Genomic DNA, 15,764 nt, shown 5'->3' on the forward strand with positions numbered 1-15,764 from the left:
TTACCTGTGTACAGGAAGTTTATAAGTGCGTCCGTTTACCCGGAAATTTATATAGGAAAGGCCTTTAAATGGCCTTTCCATCTCTTTCACCTGTTCTTATCCTGATTACCTTTTCTACGGGTAAGACAAAGATTTTACCATCTCCAATGTTGCCGGTTCTGGTTGAACTAACAATAACATCGGTAGCTTTATCCTCGTCTTCATCGTTTACTACCAGCTCGATCTTTATCTTCGGTAGGGCATCAACCCGATATTCCTGGCCTCTCCATTGCTGGATAATACCTTTTTGTTGGCCGCGGCCTTTTACGTCAACAATTGTGAGGCTATTGAAACCGGCATTTTCAAGCGAGGCTTTTACTTCTTCAAGTTTTGTGGGCCTGATGATCGCTTCTATTTTCTTCATATAGCCTTCCCCTTTTTAGTCTCGGTAGCTAACGCTATTTGGCCACGAATTTGACTCGGTTCAGGGCTTTTATTCATTCCAGTCTCAGGGATGTCCCCAACATAGCCAGGGCAGCCTACCTCGGGCACGTCAAGCCCTCCTATCTCAACTTCGGTACTCACACGCATCGGCGTGATCAGATTGATCAACTTGTAGATGACAAAAGCCAGTCCACCAACTACGATGAAGTTGGTAGCCACGCCTATAAGTTCTGCCACAAATTGCAGAGGCTGGCCATATAACAAACCGGTAACTGCGGTAGGCACTCCATTCAATCCAGCGCCATAGCTGCCGTCTGCGAACAGACCTAGAGCTAGACAGCCCCATGCGCCGTTGACCATGTGTACAGAGACAGCACCAACCGGATCATCTATTTTTAACTTTCTTTCAACGAAGAAGACTGATTCGACTACAAGAATGCCTGAAACAAGGCCAATGACCGCAGCACTTATCTGATTGACGAATGCACAGGGGGCAGTGATAGCGACAAGTCCTGCCAGCATACCGTTACATGCCATTCCAGGATCTGGCTTTTTCGTGCGCACGGCCCACATCCATGCCGTAGCTGCGACAGCACCGGTAGCTGAAGCCAGCATAGTGTTTGTGGCTACAACAGCTAGTCTCAGGTCTTCACCTGCCATGGTTGAGCCCGCATTGAATCCGAACCAGCCGAAAGCCAGGATGAAAGTGCCGATTATGGCCATAGGGATACTGTGACCGGGTATTGCATTAACCGAGCCATCTTTGTTATACTTACCTATGCGCGGTCCGATTAACCATGCGCCTACGAGGCCGATTACTCCTCCGGTCATGTGCACTACAGATGAGCCTGCAAAGTCCACGTGGCCATGACCCAGGCCAAAGTTAACTCCAAGCTGGGACAGCCAACCTCCGCCCCACACCCAGTTTCCGAAGAGTGGGTATATGAAGGCACCAATAGCAAATCCCATTATACAGAATGACAGGAACTTCCAGCGTTCTGCAAGCGCTCCGGTAGGAATAGTTGCGGTCGTATCCATGAAGACCATTTGGAATAAGAATAATACGAATACACCCACATCGTAAGTGCCTATCAGTCCAAATCCAGTCATTCCAAAGAGCCCGAATTGATGCCCTAAAAGAGTGATAGAGAACTCATGGCTAAGTCCTGTATAGCCTCCCAGAGTGGCAAGTGGGCCGATACCTCCGAACATGATGGCAAAGCCCGTGACAAAGAACCCTAGCATACCCAGTGGATACACAAGGAAGTTCATGGCCATTGTATGCGCTACATTCTTCACGCGGACAAATCCAGTCTCGACCATAGCGAACCCTGCTTGCATGAACATAACCAGGAAACCCGCGAGCAATGTCCACATCATATTTATGGCTACGCTGTTATGTCCTACAGCACTGGTAACGTCTGCTAAAGAAGGTGCACCTCCGGTGCTCGACGCTACATAGCTGGAATAATCCGTATCAGCTCCTGTAGGGTCTGCCTGCTGGTCCGCCAGCACTATAGCCGGAAAAGCAACGACCAAAATAAATAGTACTAAAAAACTAACAAATAACCCGTTTATTTTGTTTCGCATTCAATAAACTCCTTAATTTTTCTATTCGGGCTTTAATAATAGGCGGTCAGCGACATGCGAGGTCGTATTATCTTATTATATGATATACGAGATTGTATTCTCTTGTTCTCTGTATATCATCCGTCTAATAGCCCTATATCATATCACCAGCAATTTATTGCCTTGTGTTTCTATATTAATCTTTCGTATGTCTAGGAAATGTGATTCCTCTTTTATAATATATTAATATATCGAAACTATATAAATAAATATTAATAATTATATTAAAAATAAATGAATACTCATGACTGATTCCTATATGAAGATGCAGCAATAGCGGTGCATAAAAAGCCATATACTTTAAATTTTGAGAAAACAAAAGTAGAGTAATTTTTATAAGGATCTAAAAAAGCATCTTTACAAGAAAAAGATGGAAGAAGAAAAACCCGAAATAGATAAAAAGGTAAAAGGATTCCGGAGAATAATTTCAGTTTAAATTCACGCGTATTCATCCTTTCGGCGCGATTTCTTCCGGAAACCACTCCTGAATCTCTTTTGGCATATTGAATTTTACATCCCGGAGTTCGCCTTCTCCCATGTGCCTGTACATGACCCACATGACAGCCCGAATAACTTCAGACGGATTTACATTCTCATCGAACTCAAACTGTGCGTGCACTCTTCTTGCAAACTCCTCTTTTTTGAATTTCTCGGGCTTATCCCTGAGAGTCCAGCCGTCATAATATATTCCTTTAATTATAAGGGGCAACTGTGAAGCAAGATCAACTGCTTCTTCTACCGGAAGCCTGTCCCGGATAGCGTGCAATGTACCCCTCAATGCCTGATATGCACTATCCTTGCTCTGCCATTTCAACTGGGTCAGAATATCTCTGAGCCATACATTGGTTAAGTCTATACTGTTTTCAAGATTCCTTACTCCCGTAGTCATTTCAACTCCCCCTAAAGCTTAAAAACAAATATCGTTAGGCAATAATATCGTTAGCAAGAATATTATTAGGCAAGAATATCGTTAGCAAGAATATCGTTAGCAAGAATAAATTATGGGTTGTATTTATATAATAATATCTAAGAACAAAACTAGAAGAGGAAGTCCGGGTCATGGACGGATTTCGGGATCAGAAAACCGAAAAAAGCTCTATTTTTACAGACCAGCAAGGTATTTCAATGCTTTACCAAATCAAGAACTTCTATGTCATCAGCCAATTTTGGAATCACGTTGTGTTCAGCTCCGATGAACAAAATTCCAGTTTCTTCGTTCTCCAGAGTTTTGTTTATCCTTGAAGCTATGTATGCATCCCTTTGTTCAAGCAAAAAATCTTTTTTAGCAATATATCTCTTTTTTGCCTCTTCCTTTTCGGAAGTGGAAGAGACTTTTAACATATTAAGCAACAAATTACGTTCTTCAATTAGAAGCTCAGGATTTTCAGTGGCAATGATCCTGGCTCCCTTTGCCACCATTTTTTCAATAATCTGATAATTTTTACTTCCTAGCTCTGCTGTATTGTGAATAATTTTAATTCCCATTTCACCTTCACATGGCAAGCCGTCCTGATAAATTCTAGTATTCTCAAGATTTAGATTGAGCCCAAAAATTTCCTTTTCAAGTTCATCCCAGAATTTTTCGATAAGCCTCTGATTATTTTCCCATTTTTCCCTGCCGAGTTTAGAAATAGCTACCTGTGTTAGTTCTTTACTTAAAGAACCCATATCTGCAGAGGTATGGACAATTCTTACATATACAAGCTTTCTCATGTTCCCACGCTATATCAGTAACTGTTAGAAAAACATATTAGTCAAATTTTTAATAGAATTGGTTTTGAATTGATGATAATGAATTTGAACTTTAATACAGCCTATTCATCTATCCAAATTATAAAATACTCAAGAGCTTCTTTAAATTCTCTTAACCTTATATCGATTATCTGTTTCCCTATTTCTGTGGGAACATAATATTTTGTTCTCAGGTCACCTTTTACAGTATCGATTTCAAGCAAGTTCTGATCTTTCAATGCATACAATATAGAATATATTGCACTAGGGGATATGTAAACACGATGTTTAAAAAAAAGTTCCTTTGCAATATCTTGCCCAGACATCGAATTATTCCTGATCGTAGAAAGTACTGCAACGTTCAGATGCTTCTTTAATATGTCTTCAATGTAAACATTTTGGGAATCCGATTCTCGGGCTTGAGTTATATGTTTCTCATTTTCAGGATCCATTGCTTCACCTTAGTCGATGCCAAAATTGTCATATACGATACTGTAATTTAATTGTCAAATTATTCTCGGGTCTGATAATTTCATATTTTCCATTACACCGACTTTTCATCCCGAATTTGACAGAAACATATGTTTTTTGGTGTATAGATGGGGTTCAAGTTTCTGTTTTCCTGATATAATTCAAAGTTCGGCATTACTTTTTTTATTTTTTCTTTTTCCATTTTTTTGAACGATTCTGTGTCGATGCAATATTTTTAGTAAGTATATGCCCTACTCACCTGGTTTTTGGATGTTTAGAGCGACTTCAATATTTCATTTTTATATACAGTTCTGGGTAGCGCAGTGAAATTGCTGTAAATTTAAAGTACCGTTTTTTATACTGTATAATCTATAGATTCTTTAAAAGTGATGTTTTTTCCAGGGAATCCTTGAGATTTGTGATTTTACAGAAAAATTAATAAACTGCCTGATCACATGATCCCACACATTTTAAATATATTTTCCTAAACTTTTTTTCTTAGTCATCATTTTTTAATATCTTTTATTCATGCACTTAATATATTTACATGCTTATTCAGACTAATTGCTTGATTCGGTCTAAAGTTTTCTTATTCTATTATAATTCCAAATATTGGTCAATATTGCAATCTAGATTATCGGGAAGTCACAAGAAGGTTCCTGAAGTTGCATACTACTTCTTTAAATATATTTGACCTATCCTATATATAATCTTTTATCCCATGAATTTTTTAAATTTGTTAATATTTTTACAAACTTTGAAAATTTATCATTTAATTATGGCTATATAATTCTATTTTTATTAATTTTTAAATCGAAATGGTTTTCTAATCCATAGCATTTCGATTATTCATCCAATCTATTCGCTATAAATTTTGCTTATAAGTGCGTCGTGAACATCTTCTATATCTGGAGCGTGTATCCAGAGGACATTGTTATTGTTAATCTTGATACACAATTCTTTCCTTTCTTTTTCCTCGTGAACATTTGTGACTAGAACGACTTCCAGTATATCTTTCAGTGCGATTTCGTACAATATTTTATTAAAGGCCTTGTGCCAGCCAAAAATTCTGCGATTTGTCAAATACATGTAACCATAATTCCAGGCTTTCCCCTGATCCTTAGAATAGGAACCAAAAAAATTCATTTTCGTTTCTTCTTCCGCCATAAGAGTTGGCGAAGTCACTCTATGTTCAAGTGCCCAGGCTCTTGTACTCTGGTCAAACTGTTCAAATATGCCGTATTCAAGCATTGTTTCAATTCCAGCAGCTAATAGTCTGAGACTCAAGCCTATCAGGGGTACACCTGCAACTGTGATCAGAACATCGGCGTTTAAAACGAGTCCTTTGTTAAGTAACCTATCAAGAAGTTCCACTAAGGAGTCTTCTCCACGTTCCGGCATCATGTATGTTCAAAATCCTTTTTAAGATCAATAAAGCTATAAGGTGACCAGGGTCCTGTAAACCTGACTGCAAAACCTTCATGTTCGTTTATTTGTTCAAGAACTTGCCCCAGATTTTCAACATTTTCATTAGAAACGAGACAGGAAAGTGTAATCACAGATTTTTTACCTTTGAATTTCTCTGGAACATTGGATTTTTTTTCTTCAGGAACCGTCTCTTTTACATTCTCATGGATAGCTCTTCCAAATTCGGCTCCAAGTTTTGAAAGTTCCTTTGTTATTGCCTGATCTCGCCGAACATCAAACTGCTTCTGAAGGATGTAGCCTTTTCCTTTTGACATTCCTTGAATCTTTGTATTCAATTCTTGAAGTTCAGGGCTGTCTTTGAGGACCTTTTCAGCAAGAATTTTTGGATCATAAAAAATTTGGACTAAATACTCTGCAGTACCACTTAATTTCTCAAGTTCACTTTTAAAGGGTTCATAATTTTTCTGCAGCCAGGATTTTATGGTTTCGTCATTCCCGAGTGCGACACATCCAAACGAAAATGGAAGCAAAGTACCAAATTTTTCAGTCATCTTATCGATTGCATAGTTATGAGTGAATACCCATTCTTTTGCTTGCTGTTCATCCTTTGCTGGTTCGGGTTTCTTTTCTAAAAAATGCACAGCTGCAGCAATGTCTTTATAGACAATTGTATACACAGGATTGTCATCAATCCCAATCGTCCCCAGGTTCTGTTCAGTAGCTGTATTGAGAATCGAGTAAACATAAAGGCAGTTTTCCTGTTCTGTTTCGTTCATTTTAATCGGCTTCCTCAATCCACCCTATTGGATTTAATAATTTTACAATTACCTCGTCTACTACCTTATCAAGTCCGTCCCGCACAGAATAAACACAAATTCAAATGCATTATTAGCTTTTACCATCCTCAAGTCGTCATGCAGATCCAAATTGAGTTAATTCCAATAGGCTTCAGGTCCTTTTAGGAATGATTCAAATATAATATCAAAGATTTTTGTTGCCAAAAATAATTATTTAGGGAAATGGAACTATAGATTAATTTCCAAGCTGAAAATTTGAAGTTATATTTTTATCATTCCTTAGTGGCTGTATTGAGAATCAAGTATCGGTAAAGTATGTTCGTCGTCGCGTAGTTCACCATTTTTTACTTCTTCAGCCCACCACCTTGGGTTTAAGAATTTGTCGACTACATCATCTACAACTTGATCAAGTCCTTCCCGCACAGAAGCAACACAATTCTCAAGTGCGTTATCCTCTTTTATTCTCTCAAGTGCTTCATGCAAGTCTGAAAGAGCCGCTCCTAGCCTTTCAATCTCTTCGTCGCTCAAAGATTCATTTTCGATTCTCAATAATGCCTGTTTTTCGAGTAAGTCCTGAATAATCTCAACAAGAGCCACAACAAGGCCTAATAATCCCTTCTTTAAATTATCCTCATCAATTGTGATTGTCATTGTTTTCCCTTTTTATCTTAAGCTGAAGTACCCCGTTTTTGTAGCTTTTCTCTTCGATGGACCCCGATTTACATGGCAACGATATTTTCTTACTATAGACACCGGCAGAAATATCCAGCGTATCGCCTTGAATTTCTATGTTTATGTCCTTCTCTTCTACATCAGGAATTTGAGCTATTACATAAACAGAATCCTGTTTTTCAAATACATCAAAAATCGGTCCGGATGGTTCTGGAGCTTCGACGGTTACATTTTTTATATTTCTTGAAGCTCTACCTGGACTTTTAGAAGATTCATTTCTAGAGGGCATAGGTCTTATGGACAGTCCATAGCTCACTACTGGTTTGCTGCTCCAGCCGGTTTCAAGCCTGTGCTTTATTTCCATATCTGTTTCAGCAATTCTCTGCCTGAATTCCGGGGAACTATTCTCAAGGATCTTTACAATTTTCCCGAAGCCCGGAATTGATCCCACGATATCTTCTACAAAGCTGGGATGTTCATAATCTGTAGCTCTGTTTTCTTTTTCTTCAAGTTTCTGTTCAAGTTCTTTAATTCTATTCCCCAGGTCCTGGATTTTAGTTTCTAGATCTTCAGCTTTTGTATCACTTTTTGTTTCTTCCTCTTTGTTATCCTTTTCATCATCATTACCCATGGATAGATCTCTCCCAGTTACTCGAATTATAATTTTTTTAGGGAAGTGTGCTGTATAAAATACGGAACTGGCAGCAACGTTTAATACTGTTAATTTTGCTCCTCAAGTGTGGAGTTTCCTTCTTGCTCAATCTCAATGTAACTTGCAGGGATTATTGCACGTTTTTTCTTAGAAAGTGGGCTTGTCCATCCACAGATTGGGCACCCTTTTTCAATTAAAAGCTTTTCTTCCCTTCGATTTCCACATTCCGGGCAATAAGCATGGGCTTCGTGTACTTTCTCCCAGGCCGGGGTATCAATCTTTGTTCCTGAAGGGAACTCGAGCCCATATTTTGCTGCGGTTTCAAAGGATGCCAGAGTAGCTGTAATTTTAACTCCAAGAAGCTCAGTTCCTGCGATAGATACTGAAATATCAGCATTCAGTACAAGTCCTTTATCCAGAATCCTATCTATTACATCCGCAAGTCCGCCGGTTTCCCTGACAACACTTCCGTTGCTCATATTATTCCTCCGTTCATAGTATTTCCTCAATTGATTATCTCAGGGACTTTTTTATATCTCGGGAACTTACGCAATTGAACTGAGAAATCAATAGCATCAAACCTTTGACTGTTTTAATTTTAAATTAAAACTATAACCTTTATCATAATTGATTTTATACTTCAGAGCGTAAGTTCTATACCTGGCATTAGTTCTAACTACAGCTGGCCGTCATCAATCAAAAGTCTCGAAGATATTGAAAAATCTTCATTCCTTATAGATCGTAGTCGTTTCACCGAAGACAAATGAAATGCTTATTTTCTTCTTTTTAAGTGGCTTGTTACAGGGCTCTTGGTCAAAAGTTTTGGGTAAATTTTTAGAGTATGGAAGTCATTGGGTTTTGTATCAATCGTGATACTGTAACCATACTCAGCTTTCGAGCTAAAAGGCCCTTTAGTTGTGCCAGATCCGGATTTTTGACTGATATTTTGAGTCTCCATTTCCTCAAGTAATTTTAGAAAATTGAATAACTTGGAAGGTTTTTCTTCGGTTGTTAGCGATTTTGAATTCTCTTTTTCCTTTCCATGCAATGGTTTATCAGGACAAGATGTCGGTTCTGACATTGAGATTCGTCTCCAATACTCTTTCTGCAAATTTTAGTTGTCTCATAAGCTCGGCTTTACTTTCCTCATATTCTTCTCTTGAGAGCTCATCAAACTCATAGAGCATTTGGTTTTCCTTGATCTTGTTTTTAATTTTATCAACATTATAAAGTTCCTTATAAGCAAAGTCCTTTATTATTTCAATGTTTGAAATAAGGTCGAGTCCAGGGATTTCAATTCCTAGCATCCTCAGAAAAAGATCATCAAAGAAAAACATTACCTGAAGCCACCTTTTTTATTAGATAAAATATGTATATCTACAAAGTTATAGGGAGGCCAGGGCCCACTATATTGAAATTTATACTCAGGATATTTTAGTTTAAGCTTTTCAACCTCACCTGAGAAATCCTGAACTTTTTCCTTATCTATAAGATAAGAAGTATTCATCAAAAGACGAGAACTGAAAAGGTTAAGAGTTTTCGAATGGGAAGCTATTTCCTCAAGCCTTTCAGTTGATTCGGACTTACATTGTTCCATTTTTTGATTGTCAATCTTAGCGTCTTTTGGCAAAAAAATTTTTATCCCGAGTTCAACTTTATTATCCACAATTGTAATGGCTTTTTTAATAGCTTTTTTTCCAGCCCTCATGGATACTTCGATCAATTTCTTGTTTTTAAATATCATTCCATAAGCTACCGGAATAATACTGTAATGTTTCATTACTTCATTGACAACATTTTGATGAATACTTATTTCCTCTTCATCATCAATCTCGTATTTTTTGAAGGGTTCATTGCTTACAACAGGACAAAAATCATTGCAATCCAGCGTGTATACCTCATGTCCTTGAAAACCTATATTACCAAAGTTAATAGCTTCCTCGGGGGATTTGATTATGCAGTAGACATATTTACTATTTTCAGGAGCACTCTTCATCGAATCTTCCTTCCAGGCTTTCTAAAGCAATTTTCCAATATTTATTCGGAGCTTCGTTTAATATACTTACCGGAATTTATTTTACATAATTACAATAACACAATCATCGTGTGCTTATATCTTCTTCAGTTACCTTTGTAGTATATTCATTATTCAGGTTTAATGGGATTATTGAGACTCATTTGTACCTTGAGACTTATTTATATCTTCAGACTCATTTGTACTCGGACAAGATACAAAATGTACAAACTACGCTATTTATATTAAAGTATACGAAATATACAGGAAATTTTCTATAATTTACATTATATCCTGTGTATATGAATTATTAATTGATGATAAATGTATTGAATTTTGCTTATAGTTATTCTTCTTGCGTGAACATATCACTTCTTCGCCGCATTCCGATTTTACTATAGTCTATTATATCCATATTTGAGTTAAGTTTCATTTCATAAATGCTCAATATGTCCTGCGAGTCGGGAATTGATTTTCGTTCAAGGACCTCTACCAGGAGTTTAAGTATACCTTCTTCTCTGGACATACTTACAACCCCCTCAGCTTTTTTTCTAGTAATGCTTTCGATCAATGATGTTGCGTTATTAAGTTCTTCCATCAGTGAATTTATCTTAATCCCATCTTCTTTAACATTAGCGCTCATTTTTTCTCCTTTCTCTCCAGTTTTTTCCTGTTTGTTTCCATCTCAACTCTCCCAAACTTATTCTGAGCCTTTTATCCCTGAATTTTGAATATGCCTGTGCGTTTTTAAGTCTCTTGTCCCTTATTTTAAATACGCCTTTTTTATTTCATCAAATTCCCGTTTGCTTACTGCGGATGCGCCAGCGCATTCTTGTTTGTTCCCACAGGAATTTCAAAAACATTTATGCAAGTTCTGAAACTGCTTTATCTACGAGTTTCTCGTTCTTGATTACCTTTGCAGGATCTTGTTTTTTATTAATTTCAGGGGTTGTTTTACTTGCGGTTTTTTCTGTCTTGATCATCGGCGCTGGATCTTGCTTTTTATCAACCGCAGGAGCTGGTTTGCTTACGGTTTTTTCTGTCTTGATCACCGGTGCTGGATCTTGCTTCTTATTAACCGCAGGAGCTGTTTTACTTACAGTTTTTTCTGCCTTGATCACCGGTACCGGATCTTGCTTCTTATTAATCTCTGGGGCTGTTTTATCTACGGACTTATCGGTCTCATGCATTTCAGCGTTGGAACTCTCTTTTTCTGAATTAAGCTCTAAAATAACTTCATTTACAATCTTCTCTTTCTTAAGAAGCTCTGCATTGGAACTTGTTTTAGTTGCAATCACATCGACAAACAATTGATCAAAATAATCTTTTGTATTGCCGTTCAGTTTTTTCATAGCTTTTCCAACCATAATGCCGGACCTGATTCCAGGTTTCTGGACATCATCAGTTTGGTCCCTGATCTTCCGGATGATTGATACAATTTTTTCAGTGTCTTTCTCCGGAAGGCCTGTATGTTCTTTTACTATCTGGACCTCGGTTTCAAAGCTATAGTAGTCCATGTATATGCCCACCATTCGATCCAGTAAAGCATCCTGAGGAACGTGAACTCCTGCATATTCAATTGAATTACTTGTCAGAATTGCCCTGAAATCCGGATGCACTTTGATGTATTTTTCCCCACCAAACCTGGATGGTAATTCAAGGATTCCTTCTTCAAAAACCGAAAGTAAAACGTTGTTTGCAATTGGCTTTGCCCTGGAAAACTCATTATATATGAGGGTATATCCGTATCTACATGCAATAGCCAGAGGATTGTCAATCCACTCGGGCTTTATAATGTCTGAACTTTTAAAAACATTATGAATATAATTATCTCTGACAGATTCCTGCTTGATTTGAGCATATCCACCTATGAGATCCTTTGTTGTAAGTGACTCATCCCCATTAATCCATATAACAGGGCGTCCAATTTCTTTTGCAATATGTACAGCAAGACTTGTTTTTCCACAGCCTGTAGGGCCAATTAAATGAACGGGATATCCGACTTTTATCCACAATTTAATTCTTTCACTTAATTTCTGGATTTCAGTATTATTTATAAAATATTCCATTTCAGGAACAAGGTACTTCTTTTCTTCAGAGCAGTTTTTCAAATTTACACTATATGGAAGTGGTTCCTTTATGGGATTCAGGTCCTCAGTGTCTGATTCCTGTTTTGTTTCCTCTAAAGTTTTGTGAATAGGTTTACCTCTTACTATTCTCTGATGCGTTGCTTTATATTTCATTTTTCTTTCCTCTTTTTTGTAATTACAGTCTTCAATATTTGTTTTATATCGGGCTATTACCTTGTGCTTTGAGGCAAAAAACACAGTTTTAAAATTACTAAATTTAATATTGTGAAAGTGTGATCGAACAATCAGTAGTATAATGAATATAAAATTTCAAAAGACTGTTTCTCCATTGTTTCTTGCAGGCAATCTTCTCTCAAACGATGACCTATGAATTATACAGTTTTTTATTACCCATGCAAAGTCGCAAAGAGCCACAGATCTTTTGAAATTGTCTTCGGTTAAGACGTGAAATACCAGGGGATGATTTGTATCCTCTTTAAATTGGGTGTAAAACAGTAAATTATATCTGTGGAAACGCAAATAAGAAAATGTAAGTTCTGGAGTAATAACACAAGTAAAAGAGTGATAAAACTCTTTTAGAGTGTAATGAAAATATTCTTATATTTAGAATGCTTATCACCAAATCTAAAGAGTATACTTTTATTATGAGTATTCACTTTGGAGTCGATAAACTCTCCTTAAAGGGACTATTACAAAATAACTTCCTCAATGCTCTAATTTGTTGTCTGGTAATTAACTCCAAAAGCTTTGAAATAATACGCTTGAGGTAGAGTTATTGAATTTGTTATTTTGGTGTGGATCCCAACCGAATACAAGTGGATTTTCTATTCTTTTTAAACTCTCTGCATCCACAGATTATCCATAGAATTCTTTGGTATAGAGATCAATTTCGTTCTGTAATCCACTTATATCGGATTCCAGATTACAGACTTGATCTTTCATCCAGCTTGATTTTTGTTCAAAGAGTTTAATTTCTTCATCTACTCCTTTCTTGATCTCTGCGACTGCGGATTGGATCTGACTGGCTCCAGCATTGATCTGGGCAGCTTTTTCCTTACTTTCCGACTGAAGCTTTATTATTGCAGAATTAATCATCGATACTGCTTCTTTCTGTTCTAGCGCCTTAGCACTTATGTCTCTGTTTAGATCAGCAACGCTTTTGTGCATGTTTTAACTTCCTTTTCTTTTTCTATATTTTTTTGTGGTTTGTTTTTCTACATCTTGCAGAAAAGTTTTTATCATTCTAATTCAAATATAGCTAGCTTAGTTCCAGAATCTATTGATTCTTGTTTTTTATCACTGAATCTTGCAATAGAGTTATAATTCGTGGTATCCGGTCTTTAATAATGACTCTATTACTAAATTCAGTGACATTTTCTTTTTTTCAAGATGGCTTAGTCCTTAATTAACCTGATATTCAACACTTCCTGATATCAATTAACAGAAAGTGTTACACAGTTCGGAATCTGTTTTAAAAACATAACTATCTTTTATTTACATGCGTCACTAGATTCTGGAACTAAGTTCTAATAATCCACTAGTCAACTGTCTCAAAACTATGTTTGATTTTACAATTGGATTAAAGCATCTTACTACAAGGTTAATTTATAACTGAAATTGGAGTACATTTTTGTCTGAGTTTAAGGTCAACAATGCTCATTATCCAATTATCAAAGTGAGTCAAGTTTTGATACAATCTTTTTATTTCTTTAGAAATTATGCTGCAATTACTGGTTTTTCCTCTCTTGCAGCAATTTCGATTTTTGTAATCTCTTCTGCATAGTGCAGGAAAGTGTCAACAGATGCGACAACAACTCTTGCTTCAATAGCCAGTATTTCAATGCCAACAAGTGAGACTCTTGCCCATGTGTCAACAACTATACCTTTATCGAGAATTCTGTCAAGCACTTCTGCTAGACTGGAACAGTCTGGACTCTGTGAAACCATTTATATCACTTCCAATTTTTCTATTTTTTAGAAATTATGCTGCAATGACTGGTTTTTCTTCTCTTGCAGCAATTTCTATTTTTGTAATCTCTTCTGCATAGTGCAGGAAAGTGTCAACAGATGCGACAACAACTCTTGCTTCAATAGCCAGTATTTCAATGCCGACAAGTGAGACTCTTGCCCATGTGTCAACAACTATACCTTTATCGAGAATTCTGTCAAGCACTTCTGCTAGACTGGAACTGTCTGGACTCTGTGATACCATTTTTACCACTTTCGATTTTTTTTATTTTTTTAGAAATTATGCTGCAATTACTGGTTTTTCCTCTCTTGCAGCAATTTCGATTTTTGTAATCTCTTCTGCATAGTGCAGGAAAGTGTCAACAGATGCGACAACAACTCTTGCTTCAATAGCCAGTATTTCAATGCCAACAAGTGAGACTCTTGCCCATGTGTCAACAACTATACCTTTATCGAGAATTCTGTCAAGCACTTCTGCTAGACTGGAACTGTCTGGACTCTGTGATACCATTATTTACTCACCATCCATACTCTAATTTTTAGCATTTGTTAGTTAGAGAGAAGATTTCATCTCTGATGGAAGCGACATACTTTGGCATAAATTGTACTCAAAATTACCTTTTTATATACCAAAAAATCCAGTAAGATAAAATCTCATGTCTCTAAATCTATACAAATTTTGTTCGTTTTTAATTGAGTAAATCCATAACGGTATACCTTACTATAGTTGCTCTTCTTTATATACTTTAGTATGTAATATATTTTGTTTTAAAAAACAGATTAAATAAATGTGTAAATATTATATGAAAAAATACTCTAAATTTCATACTAGCTTTATTCAAAAAAATATTCTAAATTATTATACAAATTTTATTTCAAAAATAACATTTTTTTCAAATTGTATAAAATCGTTTTCTATGTTTTATGAAAGATTAAAACTTAGATGGTAATTCCCAACATGTAACTTATAACTCTACACTTATAAATAATTATTTATGTGACGTTCACAGCGTTTAACTTTCGCAAGTGGTCAGCTTGGATAAGACAACATCGATAATTGTCTTTGAGCTCATCCCAAAACCAATTTTATTTCCACATCAGAAAGAGTTTCCAAATTATTATTCAGGGTCTGGAGCTCAATTGATAATCCAGAATATGATATTCAGAGAAGCAATTTTGAGTTTTGGGACCAGCTCTTTATTAAGATTCAATTCTCAAACTTGCGCTGTTTAATTGCTCTCCTGAGGTGCAATTTTTTCAGAATCTCTGCGTAAAGCTTTAAGTGCATATTTTTCCAGATCTATTTCCGGTCTCGTACGAAAGCCAAATCTTCTTAGTATAGATACAGGAGGGCACCAGCCCTGCACAGCGTACATGAGCAGGAAGGTTGAAGCCATTGTAGGCAAAATAAGCCATATTTTGCTTCTTTTTAAGCCAAGTATTATTCCAATTAAAGAAACTGTAGATGCGCGAATTTCCATAATGCGTCCTATATCCCACTCCTTATCAAGTTCTTCAATCCTTTTGCCTATTTCATAGTCGGTTTTGCTTGCATAAAACCTGACCATTGCAGCTATCTCTGTATCTATTGCCTGGTTAATCTCAGGAGGTGTATTCGCCCGTACCCTATCTCCTCTTATGAGTTCGCTGTAATTGCTCACTTCCATAAAATTCCCCCTCTTAACAATCTTTTTTCAAATAATCAGACCTGAGTTGCTTTATCAGACCTGAGTATTCTTTCCTAAAAGGGGTAGAGGTACACGAATATAAAGTTAATCAGAAAAACTTAGTTTTAAGACTTGATTTTGTAAACGAAAAAGAAGTGAACACACTTTTTCCCCGTTTTTGTTTGTTTTCTAAGCTGTTGCAAGAAAAAATGAATTTTTACA

Annotated in this window: 20 protein-coding genes; all 20 read right to left on the minus strand. The window is 36.6% G+C overall.

The genetic code is table 11. The features are described 5' to 3' along the window. Positions 1 to 64 precede the first annotated feature (64 nt). The 20 genes from MSVAZ_RS16195 to MSVAZ_RS16290 all read right to left on the minus strand — a co-directional run bounded on the left by MSVAZ_RS16195 (position 65) and on the right by MSVAZ_RS16290 (position 15,542). Positions 65 to 403, minus strand: coding sequence for a P-II family nitrogen regulator (locus MSVAZ_RS16195; protein ID WP_048122641.1), 339 nt, complete (start codon positions 401 to 403; stop codon positions 65 to 67). Then, complete coding sequence (locus MSVAZ_RS16200; protein WP_084626174.1) at positions 400 to 2,013, minus strand: ammonium transporter; 1,614 nt, start codon at positions 2,011 to 2,013, stop codon at positions 400 to 402. Before MSVAZ_RS16200 ends, MSVAZ_RS16195 begins: the two co-directional genes overlap by 4 nt. Positions 2,014 to 2,500: 487 nt before the next feature. Next, entirely contained in the window at positions 2,501 to 2,941 is a 441-nt protein-coding gene (locus MSVAZ_RS16205; RefSeq protein WP_048122643.1) for a DUF2267 domain-containing protein, read from the minus strand. A 233-nt stretch (positions 2,942 to 3,174) separates the two neighbouring features. After that, the gene (locus MSVAZ_RS16210) at positions 3,175 to 3,765 is read right to left on the minus strand and encodes a hypothetical protein (RefSeq protein WP_048122646.1); all 591 of its coding nucleotides are present in this window, start codon (positions 3,763 to 3,765) and stop codon (positions 3,175 to 3,177) included. Positions 3,766 to 3,866: 101 nt separating this feature from the next. Further along, positions 3,867 to 4,235: a PadR family transcriptional regulator gene (locus MSVAZ_RS16215; protein WP_048122654.1), complete on the minus strand. Its 369-nt coding sequence runs from the start codon at positions 4,233 to 4,235 to the stop codon at positions 3,867 to 3,869. An 877-nt stretch (positions 4,236 to 5,112) separates the two neighbouring features. After that, the gene (locus tag MSVAZ_RS19795) at positions 5,113 to 5,658 is read right to left on the minus strand and encodes a gas vesicle protein (RefSeq protein WP_084626175.1); all 546 of its coding nucleotides are present in this window, start codon (positions 5,656 to 5,658) and stop codon (positions 5,113 to 5,115) included. Next, positions 5,655 to 6,458 carry a GvpL/GvpF family gas vesicle protein gene (locus MSVAZ_RS16225; RefSeq protein WP_048122657.1) on the minus strand — a complete coding sequence of 268 codons (804 nt, stop codon included), beginning with the start codon at positions 6,456 to 6,458 and terminating at the stop codon, positions 5,655 to 5,657. Before MSVAZ_RS16225 ends, MSVAZ_RS19795 begins: the two co-directional genes overlap by 4 nt. A gap of 300 nt (positions 6,459 to 6,758) precedes the next feature. Then, positions 6,759 to 7,130 carry a gas vesicle protein K gene (locus tag MSVAZ_RS16230; protein ID WP_048122659.1) on the minus strand — a complete coding sequence of 124 codons (372 nt, stop codon included), beginning with the start codon at positions 7,128 to 7,130 and terminating at the stop codon, positions 6,759 to 6,761. Continuing rightward, on the minus strand, positions 7,114 to 7,782 hold the full coding sequence (locus MSVAZ_RS19015; RefSeq protein ID WP_052728013.1) for an Hsp20/alpha crystallin family protein: 669 nt from the start codon (positions 7,780 to 7,782) through the stop codon (positions 7,114 to 7,116). Before MSVAZ_RS19015 ends, MSVAZ_RS16230 begins: the two co-directional genes overlap by 17 nt. 89 nt (positions 7,783 to 7,871) lie before the next feature. Then, positions 7,872 to 8,282 carry a gas vesicle protein gene (gene gvpJ / locus MSVAZ_RS21955; RefSeq protein ID WP_048122661.1) on the minus strand — a complete coding sequence of 137 codons (411 nt, stop codon included), beginning with the start codon at positions 8,280 to 8,282 and terminating at the stop codon, positions 7,872 to 7,874. Between the two features lie 293 nt (positions 8,283 to 8,575). Further along, positions 8,576 to 8,884, minus strand: coding sequence for a hypothetical protein (locus MSVAZ_RS16245; RefSeq protein WP_157206117.1), 309 nt, complete (start codon positions 8,882 to 8,884; stop codon positions 8,576 to 8,578). After that, positions 8,859 to 9,140, minus strand: a complete 282-nt coding sequence (locus tag MSVAZ_RS16250) for a gas vesicle protein GvpG (RefSeq protein ID WP_232316137.1) — start codon at positions 9,138 to 9,140, stop codon at positions 8,859 to 8,861. The genes MSVAZ_RS16245 and MSVAZ_RS16250 overlap by 26 nt, the downstream gene beginning before the upstream one ends. Further along, complete coding sequence (locus MSVAZ_RS16255; RefSeq protein ID WP_048122665.1) at positions 9,140 to 9,799, minus strand: GvpL/GvpF family gas vesicle protein; 660 nt, start codon at positions 9,797 to 9,799, stop codon at positions 9,140 to 9,142. The genes MSVAZ_RS16250 and MSVAZ_RS16255 overlap by 1 nt, the downstream gene beginning before the upstream one ends. A gap of 364 nt (positions 9,800 to 10,163) precedes the next feature. Further along, on the minus strand, positions 10,164 to 10,460 hold the full coding sequence (gvpO, locus tag MSVAZ_RS16260) for a gas vesicle protein GvpO (protein WP_048122667.1): 297 nt from the start codon (positions 10,458 to 10,460) through the stop codon (positions 10,164 to 10,166). A 220-nt stretch (positions 10,461 to 10,680) separates the two neighbouring features. Next, positions 10,681 to 12,060, minus strand: a complete 1,380-nt coding sequence (gene gvpN, locus MSVAZ_RS16265; RefSeq protein WP_048122669.1) for a gas vesicle protein GvpN — start codon at positions 12,058 to 12,060, stop codon at positions 10,681 to 10,683. A 702-nt stretch (positions 12,061 to 12,762) separates the two neighbouring features. After that, complete coding sequence (locus MSVAZ_RS16270; RefSeq protein WP_048122671.1) at positions 12,763 to 13,074, minus strand: hypothetical protein; 312 nt, start codon at positions 13,072 to 13,074, stop codon at positions 12,763 to 12,765. Between the two features lie 549 nt (positions 13,075 to 13,623). Then, positions 13,624 to 13,854: a gas vesicle protein GvpA gene (gene gvpA / locus MSVAZ_RS16275; RefSeq protein ID WP_048122673.1), complete on the minus strand. Its 231-nt coding sequence runs from the start codon at positions 13,852 to 13,854 to the stop codon at positions 13,624 to 13,626. Between the two features lie 34 nt (positions 13,855 to 13,888). Continuing rightward, positions 13,889 to 14,119 (minus strand): gas vesicle protein GvpA, encoded by a 231-nt coding sequence (gene gvpA / locus MSVAZ_RS16280; protein ID WP_048122675.1) that lies wholly within the window; start codon positions 14,117 to 14,119, stop codon positions 13,889 to 13,891. A gap of 36 nt (positions 14,120 to 14,155) precedes the next feature. Beyond that, positions 14,156 to 14,386: a gas vesicle protein GvpA gene (gene gvpA, locus MSVAZ_RS16285; RefSeq protein ID WP_048122675.1), complete on the minus strand. Its 231-nt coding sequence runs from the start codon at positions 14,384 to 14,386 to the stop codon at positions 14,156 to 14,158. 718 nt (positions 14,387 to 15,104) lie between these two features. Further along, positions 15,105 to 15,542, minus strand: coding sequence for a hypothetical protein (locus tag MSVAZ_RS16290; protein WP_048122677.1), 438 nt, complete (start codon positions 15,540 to 15,542; stop codon positions 15,105 to 15,107). Positions 15,543 to 15,764 lie beyond the last annotated feature (222 nt).

Origin of the sequence: Methanosarcina vacuolata Z-761 (genome assembly GCF_000969905.1) — an archaeon.
Classification (GTDB): domain Archaea; phylum Halobacteriota; class Methanosarcinia; order Methanosarcinales; family Methanosarcinaceae; genus Methanosarcina; species Methanosarcina vacuolata.

Excerpts from the sequence above, each read along its gene's own strand:
- gvpA (WP_048122675.1), bottom strand. The coding sequence starts at position 14,386 with ATGGTATCACAGAGTCCAGACAGTTCCAGTCTAGCAGAAGTGCTTGAC.
- MSVAZ_RS16225 (WP_048122657.1), bottom strand. The coding sequence starts at position 6,458 with ATGAACGAAACAGAACAGGAAAACTGCCTTTATGTTTACTCGATTCTC.
- gvpJ (WP_048122661.1), bottom strand. The coding sequence starts at position 8,282 with ATGAGCAACGGAAGTGTTGTCAGGGAAACCGGCGGACTTGCGGATGTA.
- MSVAZ_RS19015 (WP_052728013.1), bottom strand. The coding sequence starts at position 7,782 with ATGGGTAATGATGATGAAAAGGATAACAAAGAGGAAGAAACAAAAAGT.
- MSVAZ_RS16255 (WP_048122665.1), bottom strand. The coding sequence starts at position 9,799 with ATGAAGAGTGCTCCTGAAAATAGTAAATATGTCTACTGCATAATCAAA.
- MSVAZ_RS16270 (WP_048122671.1), bottom strand. The coding sequence starts at position 13,074 with ATGCACAAAAGCGTTGCTGATCTAAACAGAGACATAAGTGCTAAGGCG.
- MSVAZ_RS16200 (WP_084626174.1), bottom strand. The coding sequence starts at position 2,013 with ATGCGAAACAAAATAAACGGGTTATTTGTTAGTTTTTTAGTACTATTT.
- MSVAZ_RS16245 (WP_157206117.1), bottom strand. The coding sequence starts at position 8,884 with ATGTCAGAACCGACATCTTGTCCTGATAAACCATTGCATGGAAAGGAA.
- MSVAZ_RS16230 (WP_048122659.1), bottom strand. The coding sequence starts at position 7,130 with ATGACAATCACAATTGATGAGGATAATTTAAAGAAGGGATTATTAGGC.
- gvpA (WP_048122673.1), bottom strand. The coding sequence starts at position 13,854 with ATGGTTTCACAGAGTCCAGACTGTTCCAGTCTAGCAGAAGTGCTTGAC.
- MSVAZ_RS16210 (WP_048122646.1), bottom strand. The coding sequence starts at position 3,765 with ATGAGAAAGCTTGTATATGTAAGAATTGTCCATACCTCTGCAGATATG.
- MSVAZ_RS19795 (WP_084626175.1), bottom strand. The coding sequence starts at position 5,658 with ATGATGCCGGAACGTGGAGAAGACTCCTTAGTGGAACTTCTTGATAGG.
- MSVAZ_RS16215 (WP_048122654.1), bottom strand. The coding sequence starts at position 4,235 with ATGGATCCTGAAAATGAGAAACATATAACTCAAGCCCGAGAATCGGAT.
- MSVAZ_RS16195 (WP_048122641.1), bottom strand. The coding sequence starts at position 403 with ATGAAGAAAATAGAAGCGATCATCAGGCCCACAAAACTTGAAGAAGTA.
- MSVAZ_RS16250 (WP_232316137.1), bottom strand. The coding sequence starts at position 9,140 with ATGTTTTTCTTTGATGATCTTTTTCTGAGGATGCTAGGAATTGAAATC.
- gvpN (WP_048122669.1), bottom strand. The coding sequence starts at position 12,060 with ATGAAATATAAAGCAACGCATCAGAGAATAGTAAGAGGTAAACCTATT.
- gvpA (WP_048122675.1), bottom strand. The coding sequence starts at position 14,119 with ATGGTATCACAGAGTCCAGACAGTTCCAGTCTAGCAGAAGTGCTTGAC.
- MSVAZ_RS16205 (WP_048122643.1), bottom strand. The coding sequence starts at position 2,941 with ATGACTACGGGAGTAAGGAATCTTGAAAACAGTATAGACTTAACCAAT.
- MSVAZ_RS16290 (WP_048122677.1), bottom strand. The coding sequence starts at position 15,542 with ATGGAAGTGAGCAATTACAGCGAACTCATAAGAGGAGATAGGGTACGG.
- gvpO (WP_048122667.1), bottom strand. The coding sequence starts at position 10,460 with ATGAGCGCTAATGTTAAAGAAGATGGGATTAAGATAAATTCACTGATG.